The organism is Saccharothrix sp. NRRL B-16348 (genome assembly GCF_001280085.1).
In the GTDB taxonomy this organism is placed as follows: Bacteria; Actinomycetota; Actinomycetes; order Mycobacteriales; family Pseudonocardiaceae; genus Actinosynnema.
Genome location: NZ_LGED01000114.1, coordinates 155,543 through 178,967, shown reverse-complemented (window position 1 = coordinate 178,967; position 23,425 = coordinate 155,543). Strand labels below are relative to the sequence as shown.

The window sequence follows — 23,425 nt, the reverse complement described above, 5'->3', positions numbered from 1 at the left end:
CTACCGCCCCGTCTCCGTCATAAGGGTGACGTTGTAGCGGGCCAGCGACTCCTGCAACGGCGCGTAGTACACGTGCTGGTAACAGGTCGTCGTCTGCGCGACGCTGTTGGGCGGGCAAGGGACCGTGCTGTCGCCGGCGCTGATCGTGCCGGCGGCGTACACGTACACCATGCCGCCGTAAGAGCTCGCGGAGTCCTGCGCCGCCACCGGGCCGCCGCTGTCGCCACCGGCCACCGCCGTCGATCCGGTGGTGCTCCACGCGCTGACCATCGGGAACACGCTGTAGATCCGACCGTGGTCCTCCACGTTGATCCGCACGTTCACCGCGTCGATCCTCAGGTCGCAGTGCTGGCCGCTCACCGCGCCCGAGGTGCACACCAGGGTGTCGCGGTAGTTGCCGATCGGCATCCGGACCGGCTTGAACGTCGAGGAGTTCCACCCGCCGACGTACATCGCGGACATCGACTCGGTGCTGATGAGCATGGTGTCACGGGTGTCGTCGTCGCCCTCGACCGTGCCCATCCGGGCGCCGACCCCGTTGTTCACGGTCATCCCGTTGCTGCCGCAGTGCCCGGCGGTGAGCTGCCACCTCCACACGTGGCCCGACACCTGGCTGGTCTGCTTGACCGGCCAACCGGTGGTGCACCGGAAGGCCCCCTCCCCCGTGGTGTAGGTGAACGTCGCCCCGCCGCTGTGCGGGCACCAGTCGGACTGCCGGCTGTACCGCAGCACCGGCATGCAGGTCCACGGAGGGAGCACCTGGTCGGTCAGGCGTGCGTACTCCCCGTGCCGGACGTCGACCGCCACCCCGACGTCGTGGATCGCCGACCGGGATCGGGCCACCGCCGCGTCACCGGCGTACCCGAGGGTCACGCCGCTGCCGTCGACCTTCGGGGCGACGCTGGTGACGCCCGGCTCGGCCGCCAACCGCTCGGCGACGGCGAGCAGTTCCCGCTCCGAGTGCGCGGCCGGCAACACCCGGACGCCCACGTCTCGCCGGGCCCGGTCGACCGCGAGGGCAACCCCGGAGGGCAGCGTGCCCTTCCAGTACAGCGCCAACTCGCGACTCTCCGCCGACACCGAGATACCCGCGAAGCCGTCCCCTCCCGCGCCTCTGATCAGGTCCGCTGCGACGATCAACCTCATCTGCGTCCGGAATACGTCACCATGGCCGCCGGGGTTGTCCCCGCCGGGCCCCGCGCGACCGGCCGCGGTCGACACGCCGGTCACGACCCCCACGGTCAGCAGCATTGCCGCCATTGCCGCGCTCCATCCAACTCGTGCCACGATCATCGCCCCGTTCCGTATCCGCCTGCACGAACGTCATCGCCGGCTCCGCACGGCGATCCTCTGGCCGGCCGGCGGTGTCCGACGCCTTCCCGGACACGGATGCGGACCCGACCAGGCCCGCAGCTGAACCCCACAGCCCTCGACCGGTGCGGACTGCGCTCCGACGCCGCGCCGGGTTTGCGATAATCCGGTGATGATCCGATCGGGTCGGGTGGCAGATCCGCCGCCGGCGGTGCAGTTCTTTCGGGAGCGGCCGCCGGTCACCGCGCTGGCCGGGTTCGTCGCCTCGGTGTGGGTGCAGCGCGTGCTGCCCGGGGCGGCTGCGTACGTCCACCGCAGTGTCCCCAGCGGCAGTGCGGAGCTCGTGTGCCGGGTGGGCTCGGCGCCGTACATCGTCGGGCCGCTGACCGGGCCGCGGGTCGAGACGCTGGAACCGGGAAGCACCGTCGTCGGCCTCCGTTTGCGGCCCGGCGCGGCCGGTGCCCTGCTCGGCGCGCCGGCGTCGGAGTTCGTGGATGTGACGGTGGACGCCGCAGCGGTGTGGGGCAGCGCGGCGGTCCGGGCGGGTGAGCGCGCGGCGGAGGCGGCGGATCCGGGTGACGCGGCGGCCGCCGTTCAGGAGCTGGTTCGCGGGCGGGCGGCCGGTGCGACCGGTGTGGACCCGTTGGTGGTGGAGGCGGTGCGACGGCTGTTGCCCGGGCGGACGCCGGACCTCCGCTCGCTGTGGTCGTCACTGGGTGTGTCCGAGCGCAGCTTCCGCCGCCTGTGCCGGTCCACGATCGGGGTAGGGCCCAAGACGTTGCACCGGACACTGCGGTTCCAGGGTTTCCTCGCGCAGGCCCAGTACGCGTTGGCGCAGGGTCGCGGCCCGACGGAGGAGGGCCTGGCCCGGCTGGCCGCCGACGCGGGCTACGCCGACCAGGCCCACCTGACCCGGGAGTGCGTGCGGCTGACCGGTGTCACGCCGCGGGTGTTCCTGGGCGAGGTGGAGCGGTCCTGCGGGTGTGGGCACGACCACGAGGTGTCGTTCGCACCGCTGCTCGGGCCGGCCGTTTTGTTCAAGAACGGTGGCTCCGGCCGGCCGTAGCGTCGGCGCATGTCGGTTGACTGGGACACGTTGCGGGGCGCGATCGCGGGAGAGGTCGTGCTTCCCGGCGCGCCCGGCTACGAACTCGCCCGCAGGCCGGCCGCCCCGCTACTTCCCGACGTGCGACCGCTGGCGGTGGTGCGCTGCACGTCCGCCGGTGACGTCGCCGAGGTCGTCGCGCTGGCGCTCCGGCATGGGCTGGTCTGTGCGGCCCGCAGCGGCGGGCATTGTTTCGGAGGGCGGTCGTCCACCGGGGGGATCGTCATCGACGTGTCGCCGATGCGGTCGATGTCGGTCCGCGGCGATGCGGTGACCGTGGGGGCCGGGGCACGGCTCGGGGAGATCTACGCGTCGCTGGCGGAGCACGCCCTGACGGTGCCCGCCGGGTGCGGCCCGACGGTCGGCATCGCCGGCCTCACCCTCGGCGGAGGGCTCGGACTCCTCGGCCGCAGCCGCGGGTTGACCTGCGACAACCTTCGCTCCGCGAGGGTGGTGGTGGCAGACGGCCGGACGGTCGACTGCGACGAGCACCACGATGCCGACCTGTTCTGGGCGCTGCGGGGCGCCGGTGGTGGCCAGTTCGGCGTGGTCACGTCCCTGACGTTCCGCACCGGTCCCGCACCGCCGGCCACGAGTTTCCGTCTCACCTGGCGGCCTGCCGACGCGGTGAAGGTGATCGGGGCCTGGCAGACCTGGGCGCCGGCCGGACCCGACGAGCTGGCTGCCAGCCTGCTGGTCACCGTCGACGCCGACGTCGAGCGGCCACCGGTGCTCACCCTGTTCGGTGCGATGCTCGACGGCGAGCCGGCCACCGCGGAGTTGCTCGGCGAGTTCGCCGCGAAGGCCGGCGCCGAGCCGTTGTCCGCAGCCACCAGGCACCTGCCGTTCCACGACACGAAGCGGTACCTGGCCGGTGCCGGCGACGAGTCGACCGCAGCGCCGCGCCGGCCCGTTCACACGCTCAGCAAGTCCGAGTTCTTCAACCGGGACCTACCCGAGGAGGCGATCACCGCGTTGGTCGGCCGGCTCACCGGCGAGCGGGTGCCGGGCCAGGCTCGGGAGCTGGACTTCACGCCGTGGGGTGGCGCCTACAACCGCGTCCCGGTCCACGCCACGGCCTTCGCCCACCGCGACGCGATGTTCCTGCTCAAGCACTCTGCCACGGTGGACCTCCACGCGCCGGTCGGCGAGCGCGACGCCGCCCGGCAGTGGCTGGCCCGCTCGCACGCGTCGGTGCACCGGTGGGGATCCGGCGGCGTGTACCCCAACTTCCCCGACCCCGACCTGGCCGACTGGTCCCACGCTTACCACGGGCCCAACTACGCCCGCCTGCAACACGTCAAGGCCCGGTACGACCCGGACGGCTTCTTCCGGTTCCACCAGGCGATCTCGCCGTCCGCACCGTGACCGAACCCAATAGGGCGACGACGATGACCCGACCGCCGGCGGACGCCCGCGCCTGTTCAACGAGGTGTTCGGCCGACGGACCTACGACCTCTTCGCCGGCTACTGGGGCGTGCGGGAGGACTTGGAGAACCCCATCGTCGGCGCCTTGAACACCAAGCCCAAGTACGTGGCATCGACCACGCTCACCGATCCGAAGTGGTCGGACACGACCGTCCTCCCCGGTGACCTCGCGACCGCGATCGGCGAGCTGAAGGCCAAGCCGGGAAGGGAGCTGCAGGTGCACGGCAGCGGCGCCCTGACCCGGTGGCTGCTCGAGCACGACCTCGTCGACGAGATGAACGTGCTCGTCTGCCCGGTGATCGTCGGCCAGGGCGCGCGACTGTTCCCCGACACCGGCCCGGACCTGGCGCTCGACCTGGTCGATTCGCGAGCCTTCCCGAAGGGCATCACGCTCCAGGTCTACCGGCCGGCCGGGCGCCCGCAGTACGCGACCTGAAGCACATGGAGATAGCCATCCCCATGTGGGGTCCGGAGGAACGTAGCCGCACATGACATCGCCGCTTCGCGTCAGACGTCCGTGACGGTGAACGTGAGTGCGGCGGTGTGCAACTGCCCGTTGTGCCGGAACTCCAGGAACAGGCGGTGCGCGCCGACCTTGGGGAACCACACGTCGAAGGTCAGCGTGCCTTGCAGGACCGGGATTCCGACCATCTCCACCGGGTGCAGGTGTGTGGTGGACAGCTGCTCGGTGTGGAACGCGGTGATGTGCCCGTATGCACCCAGGTGGGGTTCCAGCGACTCCACCCGGGCGCCCCCGGGCTCGCTGATGGCCAGCCGGATCTTCGCCGGGGCACTCGGTGGAAGGGTGAGACCTCCTTGCACCGCGACCCGATAGCCGGACTCGGTGGTGGTCTCCGTGCTCGGCGTGGGCAGCGATGCCTTCGTCGCGTCACCGGGGATCTCGAACGGCGCGCCGAGCACGACCGGCTCGGGGTGCCTGGCCGTGCTGGGTGGGATGAACTCGGCGTACATGCGGTAATTGCCGTCGCCGGGCAGTGAGACCGCGGTGCGCCAGATGTCGCCGTCCGGCTCGGGGTGCACGTGCAGGTACACGCTGAGGTCGTCACGAACGACGAAGAAGTGCAGCTGCTTGGTCATGTTGAGCTGGAATCCGGTAGCAGGCCGCTGGTCGGGACCGATGATCCGAAACGCGACCGGCAGGTCCGCACCACGCCGATCAGGCACCTCGACCGGCTCGAGCCGGTACCCGTCGGACGAGTCGGTCCGCCCCGCTCCCGACGCGGCGCTCGTCACGGTGGCCGCCACGTGATTCTGGTGCGTCGGCACAGCGTCCTGGCCGAACACGACGAACGCCCCCACCACGAGGATCACCGCGGTCAGGCCGGCGACGACAACGTCGGCAACGCGTAGCTTGCGCACGGTCGGTCCTCTCGAATCGACGGACGCTCCTGCGGCGGCGGTAGAGGGAAGGCTAACGACCCTTACGGCGGAGTCAATACAAAACTCCGACCAGCACGGAACCGACTGTGGCGACTTTCTGCCAAATACAGCCGATCTCCGCCACCCATTTCCGCGCTACTACGGTCGGGCGAATCGGTGCATGCCAAGCCTCGTCGACACGATCGTCCTGAGCGGCACGGGCAGGGTGCCTTCGTCGACCCGACCGGCCGTTCTTGACCTGCCGTTCACTATGCGGGCGAGCAGCACGTCGCTTTACCGGAGTCCGACGATGATGCGTTCCTGGAGGTCCTGCCAGACGACGCCCGCCTCCGCGAACCCGGCGTCGAGCAGGGCGGCCTCGTTGAACCGGTGCGAGGCCCCCGTCCAGTCCCGCGCGCCTTCAGGCCACAGCTTCGCGCGCCGGGCGAGCGTGTCGGCCAACTCCGGTTCGGCCTCCACGGCCTCCCACCACGTCTCCCAGGACTCCGCACCGCCGGCCAGCGCGTGGTTGCGCCGGTCGAGCGCGATGGCGTCGCACGCAGCGCGCAGCCTGCTCCCGGGAGGGTGCGGCAGGTAGTCGGCGTTGAGCAGAACCCCTTCGGGGCGCAGGAGTTGGAACGCGCGACGGTAGGTCGCGACGAGGACCGCCGGGTCGAGCCAGTGCAGTGCCGTGCTGGAGAGCACCGCGTCGAAGGTGCCGTCCGCGCCGTCGTCGCCGAGGGCCGCGGTCCAGTCCGGGTCGCGCAGGTCGGCTCGGACCCACCGGAGGCGGCCGTCCATGTCGCCCATGGCGCCTTCGCCGATCGCCAGGAGCACCGGGTCGACGTCGACGGCCACCGACCGCGCCTTGGGCAACAGGTCGAGCAGTCGGCTGCTGATCGCGCCGGGGCCGCAGGCCAGGTCGAGCACCACGAGGTCCTCGTCCGGTCGCAGGTGGGTGAGGACCTCGAACATCACCTCGTACACGCGGTCGCGGTCGGCGATGTAGGCGGTCTGCTGGACGTCCCACCGGCTGAACAGGTCGAGCCGCGGGTTGGTCTGGTCGAGCGTGGTCACGGACTTTCCTCTCTGCGGATTGCGATGTCACCCTGCGCGGCACGGCGGGCGGGCCCCTCATCCCTGTCCTTGCCCCGATCCGGCCGCGGCGGTCGCGACGGCGTCGTTGTCGGTCGTCGTGTCGGTCAGACGGGAGAAGGCCAGGTGAACCTGCCCGGTGTCGGGGTCGACCCACCGGTGCGACCGGACGCCGAAGACCTCCGCGACCAGCTCCGGGGTGAGCACCTGGGCCGGTGGCCCCTCGGCGACGACCCGGCCGCGGTGCAGGACGTAGACGCGGTCGCAGTGCCCGACCGCCAGCGTGAGGTCGTGCATGACCGTGAGCGTGGACACGCCGAGAGTGCGGACGAGGTTGAGCAGCTCCAACTGGAAGCGGATGTCCAGGTGGTTGGTCGGCTCGTCGAGCACCAGCAGCCGCGGCTGCTGGGCCAGCGCCCTGGCCAGCAGCACCCGCTGCTTCTCCCCGCCGGAGAGCGTGTCGTAGTCACGCCCCGCCAACGCGGAAACGCCGGTCCTGGCGAGGGCCTGTGCGCAGATCCGGCGGTCCTCCTCGGTGTCGCGGTCCAGCGGACCCTTGTGCGGGTTGCGGCCCATGGCGACCACGTCGGCGACCTTGAGGACGAAGTCGCTCCCCGACTCCTGCACCACCACGGCGGTGCGCTGCGCGGACTCGCGAGCGCTCAGCTCCCACACGTCGGAGCCATCGACCCGGACCAGTCCAGCTTCCGGGCGCAGCGCGCGGTAGATCACCCGCAGGAGCGTGGACTTCCCGCTGCCGTTCGGGCCCACGATGCCGACCATCTCCCCCGCGCCGACCGTCAGCGCCGCCTCGGACACGATCGGGGTTCCGCCCAGAGCCACCGACACCCCCTCGACGGCGACCCGCGGTGGCGCGAACCCGCCGTTCTCGTGTGCTGTTCCCGTCATCCGAACCTCGCCTCCCGCCCTACCTCGCGTTGACGCAGCAGCCAGATGAAGAACGGCACCCCGAACACCGCGGTCACGATGGACAGCGGCAGCTCGGTCGGTGCGAGCACGGTGCGGGCGGCGAGGTCCATCAGGACCAGGAACGCGGCCCCGGTCAGCGCCGCGACCGGCAGCAGCCGGCGGTGGTCCGAGCCGACCAGCATCCGGCACAGGTGCGGGATGATCAAGCCGATGAACGCGATCGCGCCGCTGACGGCGACCATGACCCCGACCATCAGGGAGGTGACCAGCAACATCCGGATCCGGAACCGGGCGACGTCGAGACCGAGCGAGACCGCTGTCTCCTCTCCGCTGAGCAGTGAGTTCAGCGGCCGCGCCTGGGTGAACAGGTACAGCGTGCCCGCCACCACACCGATCGCGGGAACGCCCACGTCGTTCCAGGCGGTGGACCCGAGGCTGCCGAACAGCCAGATCAGCACGCCCTGCACGTCATGAGGGTTGGCGCGCAACAACAGCAGCCCGTAGAGGGCCTGGAACAGGTACGCCAACGACACCCCGGCCAGGATCAGCCGGAACGGCGTGACCCTCCCCGCGCGCTGGGCCAACAGGTACACCGACAAGGTCGCGATCAGCGCGCCGGCGAACGCTGCCGACGAAAGACCCAGCCCGGCGACGGAGGCAGAGCCCACCACCAGCACCAGCACCGCACCGAACGAGGCACCGGAAGAGACGCCGAGCAGGTAGGGGTCCGCCAGCGGGTTGCGCACCACCGCCTGCAGCACCACCCCTACCGCGGCCAGACCCGCGCCGACCACCGCGCCCAGCAAAGCCCGAGGCAGCCGGAACTGCCACACGATCTGGGCGTACACCGGGTCGGAGGGTTTCGCGAACCACTCCGAGGAGAGGTTGTAGAGCACCACTTGCACGGTGTCGCGCAGCGGAACCCTCACCGGGCCGAGCGAGGTCGCCAAGGCGATGCTGACCACCACTGCCACGCCCAGGCCGAGCAGGATCGCCGCTTGGCCGACCGAGCGGCGCGGCTTCTCGACCGCGTGGGCGCCGGTGCCGGGTGCCGGCGACGTCATTTCTCACCCGACGGCGTGGTCGGCGAGGTGGCCTCGGGACCGAACGCGTCCGGGTGCAGGGTCCGGGCAAGGTCCTCGACGACGTCGACGAAACGCCATCCCGGTGTGTTGGCGGTGTCGTAGGTCAAGGCGAAACGCTTGTCCTTGCCGGCCTGCATCTCCGGGAACACGCGGTACAGGTAGTCGGTCTTGGCGGCCACGTCCTGGTCGCTGTTGGGGCTGGCGCCGATCAGGAAGGCCGCGGGGTTCTCGGCGGCCACCTGCTCCTGTGAGACGTTGAGGAAGCCCCGGCGCCCGCCACTGACGTCCCCGAAGACGTTGACCCCGCCGGCCAGCCCGATCACCTCGTTGACGAAGGCGTCACGGGTGCCGGTCATGATCGGGCCTTCGCCTCCGTAGTAGTAGAACACCGGGACCGGTTCGCGGCCCGCGACCCGCTTCTGCACCTCGGCGACGCGCGCTTTCATCCCGTCGATCACCGCCGTCGCCTTGTCCTCGACGTCGAAGATGACGCCGAGGTCGGCGATGGCGCGGTAGGTGAACGCGGTCTGGACCGGGTTGTCGTCGGGGCACACCAGGGCGTACACCTGCGCGCCGATGGACTGGAGTTCGTCCACCGTGGCCAGCCCCGGGGCGAGCTGGTCCGGCCCGCCGTACTCGGAGTTGACGTAGGCGAAGAGCATGTCCGGTCGCAGCCCGAACATCTCCTCCTTGCCGACCGGGACGTACGCGTCGGGGGACTGGTCCGGGACCCGGTCGAAATCGGCGACCTGGTCGGGCAGCGGGGTGTCCATCGGCTTGATCTGGGCGATGGCCCGATCACCCAGCCCCAGGCCGAAGAAGATCTCCGCCGCCGATTGGAAACCCAGGTAGACGCGGCTCGGCGCCTTCTCGAACGTGACCTTGCGACCACAGTTCTCCACGGTCACCGGGTAGTGGTCGGACGAACCCGCAGAATTCGCGGAGTTGTCCCCGCTCGACGCACCCTCGCTCCCCGCGCAACCGGCCGCCAAAAGGGACGCCGCGAACACGGCCGCCACCACAGGCCGGGAGCGACCACGTTTCGAAGAAGCCACCACGCGGCGTCCAGTCATCGACAACCTCCAACCATCTCGTCTCGATCGCGATCGAAGACCGCCGACGTCCGCGCTCATGCTCCCGCCCGGATGGTCGCGGCGGCCGCTACGGACACGACGGTGAACAGGCCGAAGACCACGGCAGCGCCCCCGTAACCCGCTGCCGCCAACCCCACGCCGCCGGCGGCCGCACCGAGGAACAAGCCCAGGCTCAGGGCGGAGGCGTTGACGCTCAGAGCGGTGCCGCGCAGGGTGCCGCCGCGGCGCACCAGCAGCGTCACCACCGACGCCACGCCCACCGCGTGACTGGCCGACAGCACCGCGGTGCTGATCAACGCGATCGGCAGCGTGGGCGCCAGGTACACGCCGAACAGCGAGATCAGCGCGAGCGCCAGGAAGACGTTCAGGGCCACGCGGGCGCGCTGGTCGGACTCCGTGGCGTTCACCAGGCGCCCGGCGACCAGGTTGCCGAGGAAGAACGCCCCGCCGCTGAGGGTCCACACGAACGCGAACACCCCGGGCGACAGGCCGAACCGGTCGGCGTAGAAGGCGGCCAGGTACGCCAGGTAGCCCTGGAACGCCGCGGCCTGGCCGAACGACACCAGCAGCAGGGCGCGGGCGCCCGGCACCACGGCCAACCCCCGGAAGGCCGCGAAGTAGCCGAGGTGCGGTGAGGCGTCGTCGACGTGCCGTTCCCGTCCGTACCGGAGCAGGACCGGCGTCAGCACGACCGCCACCACCGCGATGGCGACCAAGTCCCCCCTCCAACCCCACCACAGCGCGGGAAGTGCGACCAGCGGTGCGACGAGGGTCGCCGCCAGGGTCTTCGTCGCGGTCACCAACGTCGCGGCACGGGCGGCGGACGGACCGGTACCGAACCGGTCGGCCGCCGCGGTCGTCAACGCCGGGTAGAGCACCGCGTTCGACACACCGATCAACAGGCAGAACGCGGCCAGGGCGGGCAACCAGGCAACCGTCCCGACCAGGGACGCCCCGGCGAGCAGCAACAACCCCCAGGCCGCGACCCGGCCCGGGGCGATCCTCCCGATCAGCGGTGCCACGGCCACGCCGACCAGCACGGCGCCGATCCCGCCCAGACCGCGCAACGCGCCCACCGTCGCATCGCTGTCCCCGGCGGCATCGGCGATCGGCACCAGGAACGTGCTGTACACGGTGAAGGGCAACAGCCCGAGCACCGAGGCGAGCAGGGTCGGCATCACCGCCCTGCTGATGCGCCAATCGCCCTGCGGCTCGTCGGTCACGGGCGCGGCGGCGCCGGTCCGCTCCGCCTGGTTGGCGTTGTCGGCTGTCGAACTCACGTAGTCGGGCTCCCCTGTCCTCGAACGTCCGGGTGGTCCGCGCTCACCGCGCCCTTCGTGATCTCTTCGCAGATCATGTCCAAGTCCTCGCGGAAGTCCCGCACCACGAAGGCGTCCGACAGCGGCTGGTCCGCGCGTACCCGGGCCGCTTCCCCCAACGCGCGCTCGTAGCGGGCGAGGAACTCGTCGATGGTCGGGCAGTCCACGCCGAGGTGCCGGGCGACGCCCTGGATCACCTTCGTCCGGTAGTAGTCCTCCTTCGGCATCCTCGGCACGTCCCACCGCCCCTCGCCGTCGACGAAGACGCGGCGGATGGGCACCGCCGAGAAGTCGAAGTACCTGCCGTCGGCGTCGGGTTCGGAGAACGGGTCGACCAGCAGTGAGGCGTAGCGGACGTACACCAGGTACTCCTGGTGCACGGGCGGCAACTGCTCGAACCGCTCGACGTCCTGGCGGGAGATGCTCTCCGGGCGGACCGGGTAGCTGTCGTCGACCATGAACCGGAGCAGGTTGACGCTTTTGATCCCCATATTCCCGACGATGGTGGTCACTTCTCTCCACTGGTTCACCATCTCGTTGACCAGGGAAGGCGTGATCGGTCCTTCGGGAACCAGCTTGTACACGTACTTGGTCGGTTCCGACTCGGAGAACACGGCGTTCAGCGAGATCTCGTTCATGAACAACGCCGGGTGGACGTACAGGGAGATGTTCCTCGTCTCCGCCTCCATCGGACCGTCCATGACACCCGTGGTCACGCCCAGCTGCCGATGGACGTCGCACAGCAGGTCGAGGTTCTCCGACCTTCCTCGGCTGGAGCCGATGTACAGCTTCTTCTTCACCGCCGCCGTCAGGACGTGGTGCGACGGACTCCCGTCCACCCACCGGGTGTCACCCAGGTAACTGGAGAAGCTGATCACCTCGGCGTCCACGTCGCAGCCCCGGAGGTAGTTCCGCACGAGGCTGTTCGAGCCGAAGGTGGGTGACACCAGGACGACGCAACGGATCCGGCTCAGGACTCGGCGGTCGATCCGGCGCAGAACCGGGGTGTACGCGTCCGCGGTCACCGCCAGGACGAGCGTGTGCCACTCGCCGGTGACCGTTTCGTACTCCCGGTAGAGCTCGTCGACCAGGCATTCACCGGCCGCCGCGCGGTGCTTGTCGTTCTGGACGTCGACCCGGGCGGTCCGGCCGCTCCGCTCCAGGTCCGAGAAGAACGCGGTCGAGCGGACGGACTCCCGACCCGCGATGCCGACCACGCAACCCAGCCGATTCTTCACCATGACGGCGAGCTGCACGGAGGTCGGTCCGGTGCCCGCGATCAAGACCCGCCCGAGGTCGCTCATCCATGCCCCGATCTGCGCGTTGGAACAGTCAAACCTTCACGTACAGCGCCACGTCGAAGATGTGCTCCGGACGAAGGACTTGTTCGACCAACGTCCACTTCCGGTGGTCGACCTCCTCCATCGGGTAGTTGAACAGCGATTTCAGGTGGTCGCCGTACCTCATGACCACGACCACGTCGTCGCGAGTGGACGAGTGGATCGCGTCCAAGAGCGCGTACTTCACCGCCACGGTGGAGCTGAAGATGATGTGGGTCGCTTCTCCGGTGAACGCCAGGTCTTCCACCGACATCCGCTCCAGCCGGATGTCCAGGCCGTGTCCCAGGGTCTTCACGACTCGTTGGCCGAGTTCGACGGCTTCGGCGTCGATGTCCACACCGACCACACCGGCGCCGGTGCGCGCGGCGATGTACAGCGGGGTCATCGGGAACGACCCCGAGCCGACCAGCAACACCTTGGACGAGGACGTCAACCGGAAGGCGCCGAACTCCACCTCGATACCGGACTCGATGTTGTCGAAGTACCCGGCCGACTCGGTGCGGCCGTCGAGGAGGTTCAGCGCGCGGTACTTCTCCATGATCGCCGCGCAGCGCGCGGACTGCGACCTCAACTCGGCCACGAGTCGCGCGAAGTCGGGCGAGCCTTCCCGTGCGAGCGCGGCCCAGGACTCGTGGTGGCGCGCGTCCGTCACGAAAGCGGAGTAGTCCCCCACGACCTGTTCCATTTCCAGGCTGTGACGGGCGGTCCCGTCGTACCGCCCTGCCGATTCCCGGAGCTTGCGCAAGTGCTCGCCCATCAGCAGCCGGAGCTCCACGATGCCATTCCCCTCCCTTGCCGACCGTTGACTGGACCGGAGTCAGGCTGCCTGCTGCAAGTACGCTGTTCCCTCGGCCACGATCCTGACGGCTCCTTCGACCCTGATCCCGGTCAGGCCGTCTCGCGCGTAGTCCGCCGTCACCTTCATCGTTCCCCCGGGTTGGATCACGCTCGTCGCGACGGACGCGTTGTTCTTCCAAGCCAGATAAGCCCCGAGCGAGGCCGTGCCCGAGCCGCAGCCCCTCTCCCAGACCATGCTGCCCAAGGGCGGCACGTGGACGAGTGGGGTCAAGTAGTTGGAGCCCGGGTCGTACAACATCACGCCGATCAGGGACACGTCCCAGGTCTCCCCGAGCCGTTCCGCCAACAACTGCGCCTTCTTCCTGGTGGCGCGGTCGAGCCGTTCGGTCTCGATCACCACGTGCAGCGAGTCGTCGTACCGCACGAACGCGGAACGGCCGCCGACGTCGCCGGCCGACGCGCCGTGCTCCACCACCCGTGGAACCGGCATCGCGAGTTCGCACACGTACCCGGCGCTCCGCCTCACGACCTGGCACCGGACGAGGCCTTCGGTTCCCGACGCTTCCAGCACGACGTCCATGGGGCGGCCGGTGTCCAGGCCCTCGTCGGCCGCCGTGAGAGCCGCCAGGGCCATGCACGCGTTGCCGCAGAACTCGCCCCCGGCCATGTGCAGGCTGATGTCCGCGTCGGGTGATTCCGGCTTCTGCACGAAGCCCACCTGCTCGGCGTGGACGTGCTCGTAAGCCATGATCTGCCGGGCTATGTCCCGGTACTCCTCCTCCGGGTGCTCCGTCCTGACGAGGAGGGTCATGTTCTGCGTCGGGCTCAGCTTCACGAAGTCGATCTCACGACTGATCAATGACCGCTCCCGGTGACGGAACCGGTAACCAGGGCGGCGAATCCTCAGCCGACAGGTCGGTGTGCGAGCGAGCGAGACCGTTCCCCACCGGACCCTCCCGAATCTCGTCGTTGGCTCAGTGCCGTTACGTCAGAGGAGTCGGGCGGCTGAACGAGGAAGTTCCCCTCCCACAATGACTGTGACCTGCATCACATAGGCGCTATGCCGGAATGGGTCTTCCTGGAGCGCCTTCCGCCGGCCACCAGTAGTCGCTCCATTCGGCTCACCGGTTCGCGACACCGTGTGGCTACGATCCGGAATCGTGAAAGCTTCCGACGACGAGGTGACGGGCTGGGCGCTCGACGCGCGTTCCGGCGACCGCGACGCCCTGGAGCGGTTCGTCCGCGCCACCCAGCGCGACGTGTGGCGCTTCGTCGCCCACCTGGCCGACGTCGGACTGGCCGACGACCTCGCGCAGGAGACCTACGCCCGTGCATTGCCGAGCCTGCGCCGCTTCGCCGGCCGTTCGTCCGCGCGCACCTGGCTGCTGGTCATCGCCCGCCGCGTGGTGATCGACCACATCCGCAGGGCGCAGGCGCGCCCCCGGTCGTCCTCGGGCGAGGAGTGGACGCAGGAGGCCGACCGCAAGGCGGCCGACACCGGCTTCGAGGACATCGTCGAACTCAACATGCTGCTCGACGCACTGGATCCCGACCGCCGCGAGGCCCTGGTGCTCACGCAGGTGCTGGGTCTGACCTACGCCGAAGCCGCCGACGTCGCCGGCTGCCCCGTCGGCACCATCCGCTCCCGCGTCGCACGTGCCCGCGACGACCTGCTGCGCGCCACCGGCGACGAGGCCACCGAAGCGGGGTGACACCCGTGCGGCCACGATGTGCCGTTTCACCGGACCGGTGTTGTCGTGAGGGTCGACGAGGCCGTTCTGCTCGCGGTGCCGCTCTCGGCGGGTGACACCTCGGGCCGGCCGCCGGGCGCGGTGTGGGGTCCTGGTGAGGCGGTCCAAGAGCCGAAGTTCGTGGTTGTGCGTGGCAGTGACTGCGACCGTGGTCGCCGACCCCCTGAAGCGGTCGATCACCGCCGGGAACCTGAACGCACCACCGCCCGACCACTGGAGTGTCGGCTCCCCGTTGGGAACGGCCAACGCCGCCCGCGTCCACGCAGGTGGCGACAGCCCGCTCGACGAAGGCACCGCGACCAGGCCGAAGGAGAACCATGTCCGACGGGCACCCGCGCGTCACCCTGTGCCGCACCTGCTGCTGCGGCACCACCCGCAAGCACTCCGACGTCGACCACGACCGGCAACTTCGCACCCTGCGCGCGGCCTTGGACGGACACCTCGACGTCCGCCAGTCCGACTGCCTGGGCGCCTGCGACCACTCCAACGTCTTCGTCATCCAACCCTCCCCCTCCGCGCGCGCCGCGGGCGCCAAACCCGTCTGGCTGGGTCGTGTGCTGGACGAGAAGGACTTGGAGGACGTGGTCGGCTGGCTTCGGGCCGGCGGTCCCGGCACCACCCCGCCGCCTTCGGTCAAGGACAAGACGATCACCCCGCCGAACGTGCGCACCCCACCGCACAGCACGACCTGAACGACAACCCGGCCACGCCCGTACGTCCCGTCTCCGAGCGAGAACAGCGGTATGCCACAGCCCGCGTGCGATCAGCGGTCACCGGGACGACGACCGCGCCCACCAGGCGGCGTGTCGTGATCGTTCAGGCGGCCCGTTTCCGGCTCACCGGTCGCAGGTGCCGCCACCCGCCGCCCGCGTCGGGGCGTTGCTCCGGCCGGGTCTCGGAGTCATCGTCGCCGTCGACCCGCGGACCGTCGGGAACGGCCGTGGCGGGGGTGCCGTCCTCGGGGGCTCGGTGCGTGCGATGAACGGCCACCAGCAACACCAGGCCGAGCACGAGAAAGGCGTGTGAGGTGATCCGCGAGAGCGGAGCCGCACCCGACACGAAGTCGTTCACGGAGAACGGCACGAGCACCGCGACGAACGCCGCCGTCACCGGCAGCAACCCCGAAGTCGCCCTCGGGCGCAGCGCGGTCCACAGCATGCCCAGACCGAGCGCGAGGTTCCACGCGGTGCTCTCGTTGAAGAGGTGCGTCGACACCTGCTCCCCACCGACATGCCCTGGATCGGCGTGGACGGTACCCACACCGAGCACCTGCGCCAACCCGAGAGCGAGCTGAGCGACCGCGACCCCGGCCAACCCCATCCGCCAGTACCACCCGCGCGTGACCGGCGGCGGGGGAGGTGCGGCGGCCAGCACGTCAGCGGTGAGGTCCGGCACATCGACCGCAGGTCGCAGGCGCACGCTCCGGGTGAGCGCCGCCGCGTCCTGCTGCCACTGCCGACAAGCGGCACAGGTGTCGAGGTGCGAGTCGGTCTCGTCGGCGGGCACGGGCCCGGCCTCGCCGTCCAGGCGTGCCGAGACGGCTTCGCGGCAGGTGTCGCAGTCCACAGCGAGATTGTCGCCCGCGGACGGAAGAAAGTTCCCGCCGGCGGGTGACTTGCCCTCGAACGGTTCATCCAGCCCGCCCTGTCGGACACCAACGTCGGCTGGAATTCCAGCCGGTGAAGCCCACAGAGCGTAGCCATTGTTACTTATTGTGACGCTGCCGGGGTTGAACGCCTGACGCCGTCATCGGCCGGGGCGTCACGCGGGCAGGAACCTCCACAGGTGGTCGGGGGTCCCGCTGTCGCTGAACTGCACGACCTGGGCCGAGTCCTCGAGCGACATGCCGTCGACGGCGAGGACCTTGCCCGAGTTCTTGTTCTGCACGCGCCACAGGCCGCCGGTGCTCGCCCGCAACCGCCACTGGTGATCGGCCGTCCCCGTGTCGGCGAACTGCACGACGATCGCCGAATCCGCGGTCGACATGTGGTCCACCCCCAGCACCTTGCCGGAGTTCATGTTGCGGATGCGGAAGCACCCGTCCGCGTCGGGCACGAACTGCCAGCGGTGGTCTGCCGTGCCGACGTCGGAGAACTGCACCACCCGCGCGGAGTCCTCGGTCGACATCCGATCGACGGCGAGCACCTTCGTGGAGTTGAGGTTCTGGATCTTCACGATGCCGTCCGGGATCACCCGCCACAGGTGGTCCTCGGTGCCGTTGTCGTCGAACTGGACCACACGCGCCGAGTCCGCGGTCGACATCCTGTCGACGGCGAGCACCTTGCCCGAGTTGACGTTGCGCAGCCGGAACCAGCCGTCGCCGTTGTCCAGCAGCTCCCACAAGTGGTCGCGGGTGCCGTTGTCGTCGAACTGGACGACCTGCGCGGAATCGGCGGTGGACATGCCGTCGATGCCGAGGACCTTGCCGGAGTTCTCGTTGCGCAGCTTCACGCGGCCGTTGCCGACGTCCAGCAGACGCCACTTGTGATCGGCCGTGCCGACGTCGGAGAACTGCACCACCAGCGCGGAATCGGCGGTCGACATGCCGTCGATGCCGAGCACCTTGCCGGAGTTCTTGTTCTGCACGCGCAGCACGACCCCCGCCGAGCCCCAACCACGCGTGCCGCCGGTCTGCGGGAACGCGGTGCTGGAGACGGGGCTGTCGTTGAGCGTGCCGACGACCTTCTCGCCGTCCGCCGTCCAGTCGGGGATCTCCTGCCCCTTGGCCGTGATCCGCAGCGGCGCGTCGGCCGGGGTGAACGGGTCGTCGACGTTGCCGCCGGTCGCCGCGCTCATCGGCTGTCCGGGCGCCAGCCCGACGTTCCAGCCAGACGCCGGTGTGACTTCGCACTCGGACCGTAGTTGTGGGGACAGCACCGGTAATCGCCGATGCCGGGCTTGTAGGCCGGCATCGCGAAGCCGTTCTGGAACTGGCGGCGGCGCTTGGGCGCGTTGTCCGGCTGCACGCTGTTGGCGCTGGTCACGTAGTGCGCGACCCGGCCCGCCTGGTCCAACGACACGGGCAGCAGGTTGAACGCGAGCTCTTCGGTGCGGTCGGCCCACACGGCGTCCCCGGTCAACCGGGTGAGCAGCTCGTGGCTGCCCATGAACTCCACGATCCCCCACGTCTCGAAACCCTGGCGCGGATCGCCGAAGCCGGGGCGGGCGTTCTCGTCCCCGACAAACCCTCCGCCTGGGAACTGTCCGTACTGGCGCATCACCGCATCGTAGTTGCGGCAGGCGGCCGCCCGGTGGTTGTCGTCGGCGGACAGCACTGAGAACTGGGCGGGTTCGCGGAAGCCCTGGGTGATGTTGCCGTTGTGCAACGTCGGCACGCCCGTCGTCCAGTCGGCCGAGTACCGGTGGGTGCGCCGGGTCAGGTCCAGCAGCGCGGTGTCGACCCGGGTGTCGCCGAGCACTCGGGCGTCACCGGTGACGTGACCGCGGTCGCCGTAGCCGCGCAACCAGTACGGCACCTCCTCCCCACCACCCCCGTCCGGGCGCACCCACCTGGTGGAGTCGAGAACCGTCCGCGACGGCCTCATCCACGCCGTCTTCAGATCGCCACCGAGGACGCGGGAGCGTTGTGGAAGCGGGCGACCGACGCCGGAACCGAGGTGTTCCGCCCGCTCGCCGACGTGTTCCGGGGTGAGCGGCACGGGCAGGTGATCGACCCGTTCGGCCACCGCTAGGGCGTCTCGCAGTGCCTGCGCGACGTCAGCCCGGAAGAGATCGAGCGCGAGGCCGCCAAGGCTTTCGGCGCCTGACCGCATCCTCCGACTCGCAGGGACCGCTATCTCGCTGCACGACGGCAACGACCCACGCGAGGACAACGGTTACGAGATCGCGGGCGTGTGGTGGGCCGACGGGGCAATGCGTGGAACTCCGGAGACTGCCCCACCTCAGGTGCGTTCCAGGCGCTCGATCCGCTCGACCAGTGGTTGGAGTTCCCGGCGGACCACGGCGGTGATGACGGCGGTCGGGTCGGGTTGGGCGGTGGTGGTGGCTTGGAGGTGGGCGAGGCCGCTCAGGGCCGCCACCACGGCTTGGCGGGTCGAGCGGGCGTCGGCGCCGAGGGTGCGGAGCACCTCGCCCGCTGTGCCGTCGGGTTCGGTGACGAGGCCGATCAGCAGGTGTTCGCAGCCGACGTAGTTGTGGCCGAGGGTGAGTGCCTCGGTGACGGCCAGTTCCAGCGCGGCGGCGGCGGTCGGGCTGTAGGCGGTCGGGGTGGCGTCGCCGGAGCGTTCGGGCAGGGTGACGCGGTCCGGGTCGACGTCCATCGCCCGCAGCACCCGCAGCGCGAGGTTCGCGCCCTCCGCCAGCACGCCGGCGAGCAGGTGCTCGGTGTCCACGGTCGCCGAACCGTCCGCGCGGGCCCGGTCCGCGGCCAGTCGCAGCGCGGTGCGCAGCCGGTCGGTGAACTTCGACTGGCGGGCCGCCGCGTCCTGTGACGCCGGCTCGTCCAGCCTGATCGCCCTGATCGTGCCGATCCGCCGCACGGCCTGCTCCAGCGCGCGCTGGCACACGGCCGACACCGGCACGCCCGCCTCCCTGACCTGCTCGGCGAGGTCGTCCGGCAGGTACACGTTGATCTTCGGCATGAACGCCTCTCCCCGGCCGACTGCAACTAACCCCATGTATACCCACAGAAGGGGTTATAGGCAACACGTGTCGGAGGTCACACCCGAGTGGTTCAACGTGAGACGTCCTCTGAAGGGTTTCCCGACCGCATACGGAAACCGACAGCGGCAGAAGGGGGCGACGTGCCGGCCGACTACGACCAGTTCGTCACCGATCGTCTCGATCGACTACTGCGGTACGCCACGGCGCTGACGTGCGACAAGCACCTGGCCCAGGACATCGTCCAGGACGTGCTGCTGCGCGCGCGGCAGAAGTGGGCGCGCATCGGCGCGGTCGACGTGCCCTACCTGTACGTCAAGCGGATGGTGACGAACGACTACCTGTCGTGGCGCCGCCGCCGGGCGGCCCGGGACGTGTCCTCGACCCACCTCGCGCTCGACGACCTGGCCCCCGCGGTCGCCGACCCGGCGGTGCGGCACGCCGAACGGGACGCGATGCGGGCCCGGATCGCCGTGCTGCCGCGCAAGCAGCGGGCCGCGCTCGTGCTGCGCTACTACGAGGACAGCACCGACGCCGAGATCGCCGGAATCCTGGGCTGCACGGAGGGAACCGTCCGCAGCCACATCTCCCGCGCGCTGCACACGTTGCGGGTCAACGAGAACACGCCGTCGGAGGTGCTGCGATGACCGACACCCGGCAAGAAGCTCTCATCCGCGACGCGATCGCGGCCGAGGCGGACCAGGCCGTCGACTACCGGGCCGTGCTGGCGAACCTGCACGGCAGGCAGCCCCGGCGGCGGCCGTTCGCGTTGTTCGCGGCGGCCGGGCTGACCGTCGCCGCCGCGGTCGTCGCGGTGGTCGTGCCGCTGGCCGTGGACCGGAGCGCGGCGCCGTCGGCGGTCGACCCGGCCGCGCCGCCCGGGACGACGACCGCGCGGACCGTGCTGCTGATCGGGCTGGACGGGTCGACGAACACCGACTCCGTCGTGCTGGCACGGGTCGGCGTGGACGGCGCGGTCAGCGCGGCGTCGCTGCCCCGCGACGCGCTGGTCGACATCCCCGGCGTCGGCCAGGGCAAGCTGAACTCGGCGTACGCGCGGGCCTACGCGGCGGCGGAGGCCGAGGGGCGCGACGGCGACGCGGCGGGCGTGGAGTCGCTCGCCCAGACCGTCGAGGCGCTGACCGGCGTGCGGGTCGACCACTACGCGGCGGTCGACATGGCGGCGTTCAGCACGCTGTCCGAGGCGGTCGGCGGGGTGGAGGTCTGCCTCAAGAGCGCGTCGCGCGACGAGTTCTCGGGCGTCGACCTGCCCTCCGGGCGGCAGTCGCTCTCGGGGCCGCAGGCTCTCGCGTTCCTGCGGCAGCGCCACGGGCTCGCGAACGGCGAACTGGACCGGGTCGTGCGGCAGCAGACGTTCCTGCGCGCACTGGCGGCGAAGGTGGCCGGGAGCGAGCCGGCGAAGCTGGCCGAGCTGGCGCGGCTGGCGGGGCGGCACCTGCGCGCCGACCCGGCGTTGAACCTGGTGGAGTTCGTCGGCCGGCTCACCCCGACCGTGCGGACCGCGATCATCCCGCTCGGCGAGGTGGTCGACTCGGAGAACGGCCAGGCGCTGTCGGTCGACCCGGTGGCGGTGCGCGCGTTCATGGCGGGGTTCTTCGCCGACGGCGCCACCGGCGTGCCCACCGGCGGGTTCTCCGTCCCGCTGCCCGCCACGGAGACCGAGAAGCCCGGCCGGACGCCGCGGCACGACGACTGCGTGCGCTAGCTACAGCGGCAGCGGCTCGGTGATCTGCAGGCCGGCGTCCACGCTCGCGACCAGGAGTTCCGCCTGGTGCGGTGAGTGGACGCCGGCCCAGCTGCGCAGCGGGCCGAGGAAGTCGACCAGGTCGCGCTGCGCGGCGCGCAGCATCGCGGGCAACGCGGTCCGGGGCACGTCCACGTGCGGCACGTCGCGCCCCGCGGCCACCCACACGCGCACCACGTCGTCGCCGACGTGCTCGACCCACGGCGCCGGCGGGTGACCGAGGTCGACCGGCGCCCGGTGTAACGCGTGCAGCCAGGTGCGCCACTCGAACAGGTCCGTCCCGCCGGGTTCGGCGCGCACGCCGTCGCCGCCGTCGAGCAGCAGCCCGCCGCGCCCGTACAGGGTGTCGAAGCCGATCAGCTCGTGCACCGCCGCGGCGGCGGTCCGGGCGTCCCGGCCTCCGCTGTGCAGGTACATCGTGCAGAGCACCGCGCCGACGTCGTCCTCGTCCACCGTCCCGTCCAGGTGCAGCCAGGCGCCGTTGCCGCCGGACACCGGCCACAGGTCGAAGTTCTCGGGCGCGTACCTGGTGATGACTGGCGAGAACCGGGCCACGTTCCCGAGGCTAGTGCGCGATCGCCCCGGCGACAGGGGCCGCCGGGGCGATCGTGGGTTCTCCAACTGCCGGTAGGGCTGGCCCTACCCCTGGTCGGCCCGCCAGACCTGGTATTCGCGCATCCCGTAGAGCAGCGGCAGGTGGCCGTGCTCCTGCTCGACCTGGAACGCCTGGCCGAACACCACCGTGTGGTCGCCGACGGCCTCCGTCCGGGTGACCTGGCAGTCGGCCACCGCGTGCGCGTCCTCCACCAGGTGCGGTCCGCCCGCGCGCGGTGGCAGGCGCCACGGGATCAGGTCGAAGCGGTCCGGCGCGCCGGAGGCGAACAGCTCCGCCACGGGCTTGGCGTTGCCGTGCAGGAAGTTCACCGCGAACGTGCCGCTGGCCAGCACGGCGTCCAGGGTCGGGCTGCCGTTGCGCAGGCAGACCAGCAGCGTCGGCGGCGACAACGTCACGCTGCACACCGAGGAGACGGTCATGCCGCGCGGCGCGTCGTCCTCGCCGGTGGTGGTGATGATGGCGACGCCGGTCGGGAAGTGCGACATCAGGGTGCGGAACTCCGCGATCTCGATCGCGGGCAGCGACTGGGTCATGACCTGCTCCCGGGCAACTCGGGTACCGGCACGGACTTCGGCGCGCGGGTGCGTTCGATGAGGGACAGCAGCGGACCGGTCATGCCGGTGGTCGCCAACGCCATCACCACGAGGGCCAGGAACAGCTGCACGGACAGCAGCCCGGCGCTGTACCCGGCTTGCAGCACGACGATCTCGGTCAGGCCGCGGGTGTTCACCAGCACGCCGACCGTCATCGCGGTGCGGCGGTCCTGACCGGCCAGCCGACCGCCGAGGTAGCCGCCGCCGACCTTGCCGACGATGGCCAGCGCGATGGCGATCGCGATGGCGGTCCACGGCACCGAGCCGCGCGGCGCGTTCGCCACGCCCATGCCCGCCACCACGAAGAACACCGGCACGAGGAGCCGGCCGAAGGCCATGACCGGCCGCACGGCCTTCTCCCACGCGCCGCCGGGGATCGCGAGGCCGACCGCGAACGCGCCGAACACGGCGGTCAGGCCCCAGTGCTCGAACTGGAACGCCACCAGCAGCGCCAGCCCGGCGACGGCGGCGCCGGTGGCGCGGGGGAAGCGCTCGGCGGCCGACATGGGCACGCGGCCGCGCAGCAGGATGCGGCCGACGACGGTCACCGTGACGCCGAGGGCGACCAGGACCAGGGACACCACGAGGCCGCCGGAGATGCCGACGGCCACCACGAGCAGCACCCACGCCGCCGAGTCGGTGACCACGGCGGCGGCCATGGCGAGCTTGCCCGCCGGGCTGTCCACCATGCCGCGGTCTTCCAGCACGCGGGCCAGCACGGGCACGGCGGTCACGCTCAGCGCGACCGCGATCATCAGCACCAGCGCGGGAGCCGGCGCGTCGCCGCGCAGCTCCGGGTCGGCCACCCAGAACACCCAGGCGGCCATCACCAGGCCGGTGAGCAGGGCGGGCACGAACGAGCCCGCGGTCACCCAGCCGACCGCGCGGGCGCCGAGGCCGGAGCCGCCGTGCCGCAGTTCGTGGGCCACGCCGACCAGGAACAGCACCAGGCCGACCTGGCCGATCACCTTCAGCGGGCTGACCACGTCGGTGGGCAGCACCGCGGCGAGGGTCGGCGCTCCGCCGACCGCGAGGACCGCGGGCACCACCAGGATGCCCGCCAGGATCTCGCCGATGACCTCGGGTTGCCGGGCGGCACGTGCCGCGACCCGACCCAAGTACGCCGCGACCAGCACGACCGCCAGGACGACGGCGACGTGCCCCGCGCTCAGCAGGACGTCGGTCATGGTCGCGC

At 70.8% G+C, this 23,425-nt stretch carries 24 protein-coding genes and 1 pseudogene; 8 read left to right on the top strand and 17 right to left on the bottom strand.

Annotated elements, in window-relative coordinates; translation table 11 throughout:
- Complete coding sequence (locus ADK67_RS50775; protein ID WP_157620244.1) at positions 1–1,260, bottom strand: hypothetical protein; 1,260 nt, start codon at positions 1,258–1,260, stop codon at positions 1–3.
- Between the two features lie 223 nt (positions 1,261–1,483).
- Here ADK67_RS50775 and ADK67_RS13375 point away from each other — a divergent pair, with 223 nt between their 5' ends.
- The 3 genes and pseudogenes from ADK67_RS13375 to ADK67_RS13365 form a co-directional block, all read left to right on the top strand.
- Positions 1,484–2,377: an AraC family transcriptional regulator gene (locus tag ADK67_RS13375; protein WP_063797590.1), complete on the top strand. Its 894-nt coding sequence runs from the start codon at positions 1,484–1,486 to the stop codon at positions 2,375–2,377.
- Positions 2,378–2,386: 9 nt separating this feature from the next.
- A complete protein-coding gene (locus ADK67_RS13370; RefSeq protein WP_053716726.1) occupies positions 2,387–3,784 on the top strand; it encodes an FAD-binding oxidoreductase in 1,398 nt (465 codons plus the stop codon).
- Between the two features lie 64 nt (positions 3,785–3,848).
- Positions 3,849–4,280: pseudogene (locus ADK67_RS13365) on the top strand (dihydrofolate reductase family protein); the annotation flags it as partial.
- A gap of 71 nt (positions 4,281–4,351) precedes the next feature.
- Here the strand turns inward: ADK67_RS13365 and ADK67_RS13360 are convergent.
- From ADK67_RS13360 to ADK67_RS13320, 9 genes are all read right to left on the bottom strand, one after another.
- Positions 4,352–5,224, bottom strand: a complete 873-nt coding sequence (locus tag ADK67_RS13360; protein ID WP_053716725.1) for a hypothetical protein — start codon at positions 5,222–5,224, stop codon at positions 4,352–4,354.
- Between the two features lie 294 nt (positions 5,225–5,518).
- Positions 5,519–6,301 carry a class I SAM-dependent methyltransferase gene (locus tag ADK67_RS13355; RefSeq protein WP_053716724.1) on the bottom strand — a complete coding sequence of 261 codons (783 nt, stop codon included), beginning with the start codon at positions 6,299–6,301 and terminating at the stop codon, positions 5,519–5,521.
- 57 nt (positions 6,302–6,358) lie between these two features.
- The gene (locus ADK67_RS13350; RefSeq protein WP_053716723.1) at positions 6,359–7,228 is read right to left on the bottom strand and encodes an ABC transporter ATP-binding protein; all 870 of its coding nucleotides are present in this window, start codon (positions 7,226–7,228) and stop codon (positions 6,359–6,361) included.
- Positions 7,225–8,313, bottom strand: a complete 1,089-nt coding sequence (locus ADK67_RS13345) for a FecCD family ABC transporter permease (protein ID WP_053716722.1) — start codon at positions 8,311–8,313, stop codon at positions 7,225–7,227. Before ADK67_RS13345 ends, ADK67_RS13350 begins: the two co-directional genes overlap by 4 nt.
- Positions 8,310–9,236, bottom strand: coding sequence for an ABC transporter substrate-binding protein (locus ADK67_RS13340; RefSeq protein ID WP_197289425.1), 927 nt, complete (start codon positions 9,234–9,236; stop codon positions 8,310–8,312). The genes ADK67_RS13345 and ADK67_RS13340 overlap by 4 nt, the downstream gene beginning before the upstream one ends.
- A gap of 227 nt (positions 9,237–9,463) precedes the next feature.
- Positions 9,464–10,708 carry an MFS transporter gene (locus tag ADK67_RS13335; RefSeq protein ID WP_231648164.1) on the bottom strand — a complete coding sequence of 415 codons (1,245 nt, stop codon included), beginning with the start codon at positions 10,706–10,708 and terminating at the stop codon, positions 9,464–9,466.
- Positions 10,705–12,051: an opine metallophore biosynthesis dehydrogenase gene (locus ADK67_RS13330; RefSeq protein ID WP_053716720.1), complete on the bottom strand. Its 1,347-nt coding sequence runs from the start codon at positions 12,049–12,051 to the stop codon at positions 10,705–10,707. The genes ADK67_RS13335 and ADK67_RS13330 overlap by 4 nt, the downstream gene beginning before the upstream one ends.
- Before the next feature lie 28 nt (positions 12,052–12,079).
- Positions 12,080–12,862, bottom strand: coding sequence for an SAM-dependent methyltransferase (locus ADK67_RS13325; protein ID WP_231648163.1), 783 nt, complete (start codon positions 12,860–12,862; stop codon positions 12,080–12,082).
- Positions 12,863–12,904: 42 nt separating this feature from the next.
- Entirely contained in the window at positions 12,905–13,744 is an 840-nt protein-coding gene (locus ADK67_RS13320) for a hypothetical protein (protein WP_197289424.1), read from the bottom strand.
- Between the two features lie 301 nt (positions 13,745–14,045).
- Between ADK67_RS13320 and sigC the strand changes: the two genes are divergently transcribed.
- Positions 14,046–14,597, top strand: a complete 552-nt coding sequence (gene sigC, locus ADK67_RS13315) for an RNA polymerase sigma factor SigC (RefSeq protein ID WP_231648162.1) — start codon at positions 14,046–14,048, stop codon at positions 14,595–14,597.
- A 356-nt stretch (positions 14,598–14,953) separates the two neighbouring features.
- Complete coding sequence (locus tag ADK67_RS13310; protein WP_053716719.1) at positions 14,954–15,328, top strand: hypothetical protein; 375 nt, start codon at positions 14,954–14,956, stop codon at positions 15,326–15,328.
- A 124-nt stretch (positions 15,329–15,452) separates the two neighbouring features.
- Here ADK67_RS13310 and ADK67_RS13305 read toward each other — a convergent pair whose 3' ends face one another.
- The 3 genes from ADK67_RS13305 to ADK67_RS53575 form a co-directional block, all read right to left on the bottom strand.
- Positions 15,453–16,202 carry a zf-HC2 domain-containing protein gene (locus ADK67_RS13305; RefSeq protein ID WP_053716718.1) on the bottom strand — a complete coding sequence of 250 codons (750 nt, stop codon included), beginning with the start codon at positions 16,200–16,202 and terminating at the stop codon, positions 15,453–15,455.
- Between the two features lie 195 nt (positions 16,203–16,397).
- Positions 16,398–17,432: an RICIN domain-containing protein gene (locus ADK67_RS53580; protein WP_053716717.1), complete on the bottom strand. Its 1,035-nt coding sequence runs from the start codon at positions 17,430–17,432 to the stop codon at positions 16,398–16,400.
- On the bottom strand, positions 17,429–18,181 hold the full coding sequence (locus ADK67_RS53575) for a beta-L-arabinofuranosidase domain-containing protein (protein WP_231648161.1): 753 nt from the start codon (positions 18,179–18,181) through the stop codon (positions 17,429–17,431). Before ADK67_RS53575 ends, ADK67_RS53580 begins: the two co-directional genes overlap by 4 nt.
- Between ADK67_RS53575 and ADK67_RS55065 the strand changes: the two genes are divergently transcribed.
- The gene (locus ADK67_RS55065) at positions 18,074–18,328 is read left to right on the top strand and encodes a VOC family protein (RefSeq protein WP_331459285.1); all 255 of its coding nucleotides are present in this window, start codon (positions 18,074–18,076) and stop codon (positions 18,326–18,328) included. The genes ADK67_RS53575 and ADK67_RS55065 overlap by 108 nt on opposite strands.
- Before the next feature lie 210 nt (positions 18,329–18,538).
- Here the strand turns inward: ADK67_RS55065 and ADK67_RS13290 are convergent, their stop codons facing one another.
- Complete coding sequence (locus ADK67_RS13290; protein ID WP_053716715.1) at positions 18,539–19,237, bottom strand: Clp protease N-terminal domain-containing protein; 699 nt, start codon at positions 19,235–19,237, stop codon at positions 18,539–18,541.
- Between the two features lie 162 nt (positions 19,238–19,399).
- Here ADK67_RS13290 and ADK67_RS13285 point away from each other — a divergent pair, with 162 nt between their 5' ends.
- Entirely contained in the window at positions 19,400–19,903 is a 504-nt protein-coding gene (locus ADK67_RS13285; RefSeq protein ID WP_053716714.1) for a SigE family RNA polymerase sigma factor, read from the top strand.
- The gene (locus ADK67_RS13280; protein WP_053716713.1) at positions 19,900–20,982 is read left to right on the top strand and encodes an LCP family protein; all 1,083 of its coding nucleotides are present in this window, start codon (positions 19,900–19,902) and stop codon (positions 20,980–20,982) included. The genes ADK67_RS13285 and ADK67_RS13280 overlap by 4 nt, the downstream gene beginning before the upstream one ends.
- Here the strand turns inward: ADK67_RS13280 and ADK67_RS13275 are convergent, their stop codons facing one another.
- From ADK67_RS13275 to ADK67_RS13265, 3 genes are all read right to left on the bottom strand, one after another.
- On the bottom strand, positions 20,983–21,576 hold the full coding sequence (locus tag ADK67_RS13275) for a hypothetical protein (RefSeq protein ID WP_053716712.1): 594 nt from the start codon (positions 21,574–21,576) through the stop codon (positions 20,983–20,985). It abuts the gene before it with no gap.
- Between the two features lie 84 nt (positions 21,577–21,660).
- Positions 21,661–22,170 carry a flavin reductase family protein gene (locus ADK67_RS13270; protein ID WP_053716711.1) on the bottom strand — a complete coding sequence of 170 codons (510 nt, stop codon included), beginning with the start codon at positions 22,168–22,170 and terminating at the stop codon, positions 21,661–21,663.
- Complete coding sequence (locus ADK67_RS13265) at positions 22,167–23,417, bottom strand: cation:proton antiporter (RefSeq protein ID WP_053716710.1); 1,251 nt, start codon at positions 23,415–23,417, stop codon at positions 22,167–22,169. Before ADK67_RS13265 ends, ADK67_RS13270 begins: the two co-directional genes overlap by 4 nt.
- Positions 23,418–23,425: the final 8 nt, after the last annotated feature.

Bases quoted from the DNA above. Each gene is read 5' to 3' on its own strand.
- ADK67_RS50775 (WP_157620244.1), bottom strand. From the start codon at position 1,260: ATGGCGGCAATGCTGCTGACCGTGGGGGTCGTGACCGGCGTGTCGACC.
- ADK67_RS13375 (WP_063797590.1), top strand. From the start codon at position 1,484: ATGATCCGATCGGGTCGGGTGGCAGATCCGCCGCCGGCGGTGCAGTTC.
- ADK67_RS13370 (WP_053716726.1), top strand. From the start codon at position 2,387: ATGTCGGTTGACTGGGACACGTTGCGGGGCGCGATCGCGGGAGAGGTC.
- ADK67_RS13350 (WP_053716723.1), bottom strand. From the start codon at position 7,228: ATGACGGGAACAGCACACGAGAACGGCGGGTTCGCGCCACCGCGGGTC.
- ADK67_RS13345 (WP_053716722.1), bottom strand. From the start codon at position 8,313: ATGACGTCGCCGGCACCCGGCACCGGCGCCCACGCGGTCGAGAAGCCG.
- ADK67_RS13330 (WP_053716720.1), bottom strand. From the start codon at position 12,051: ATGAGCGACCTCGGGCGGGTCTTGATCGCGGGCACCGGACCGACCTCC.
- ADK67_RS13310 (WP_053716719.1), top strand. From the start codon at position 14,954: ATGTCCGACGGGCACCCGCGCGTCACCCTGTGCCGCACCTGCTGCTGC.
- ADK67_RS53580 (WP_053716717.1), bottom strand. From the start codon at position 17,432: ATGAGCGCGGCGACCGGCGGCAACGTCGACGACCCGTTCACCCCGGCC.
- ADK67_RS53575 (WP_231648161.1), bottom strand. From the start codon at position 18,181: ATGAGGCCGTCGCGGACGGTTCTCGACTCCACCAGGTGGGTGCGCCCG.
- ADK67_RS13290 (WP_053716715.1), bottom strand. From the start codon at position 19,237: ATGCCGAAGATCAACGTGTACCTGCCGGACGACCTCGCCGAGCAGGTC.
- ADK67_RS13280 (WP_053716713.1), top strand. From the start codon at position 19,900: ATGACCGACACCCGGCAAGAAGCTCTCATCCGCGACGCGATCGCGGCC.
- ADK67_RS13270 (WP_053716711.1), bottom strand. From the start codon at position 22,170: ATGACCCAGTCGCTGCCCGCGATCGAGATCGCGGAGTTCCGCACCCTG.
- ADK67_RS13265 (WP_053716710.1), bottom strand. From the start codon at position 23,417: ATGACCGACGTCCTGCTGAGCGCGGGGCACGTCGCCGTCGTCCTGGCG.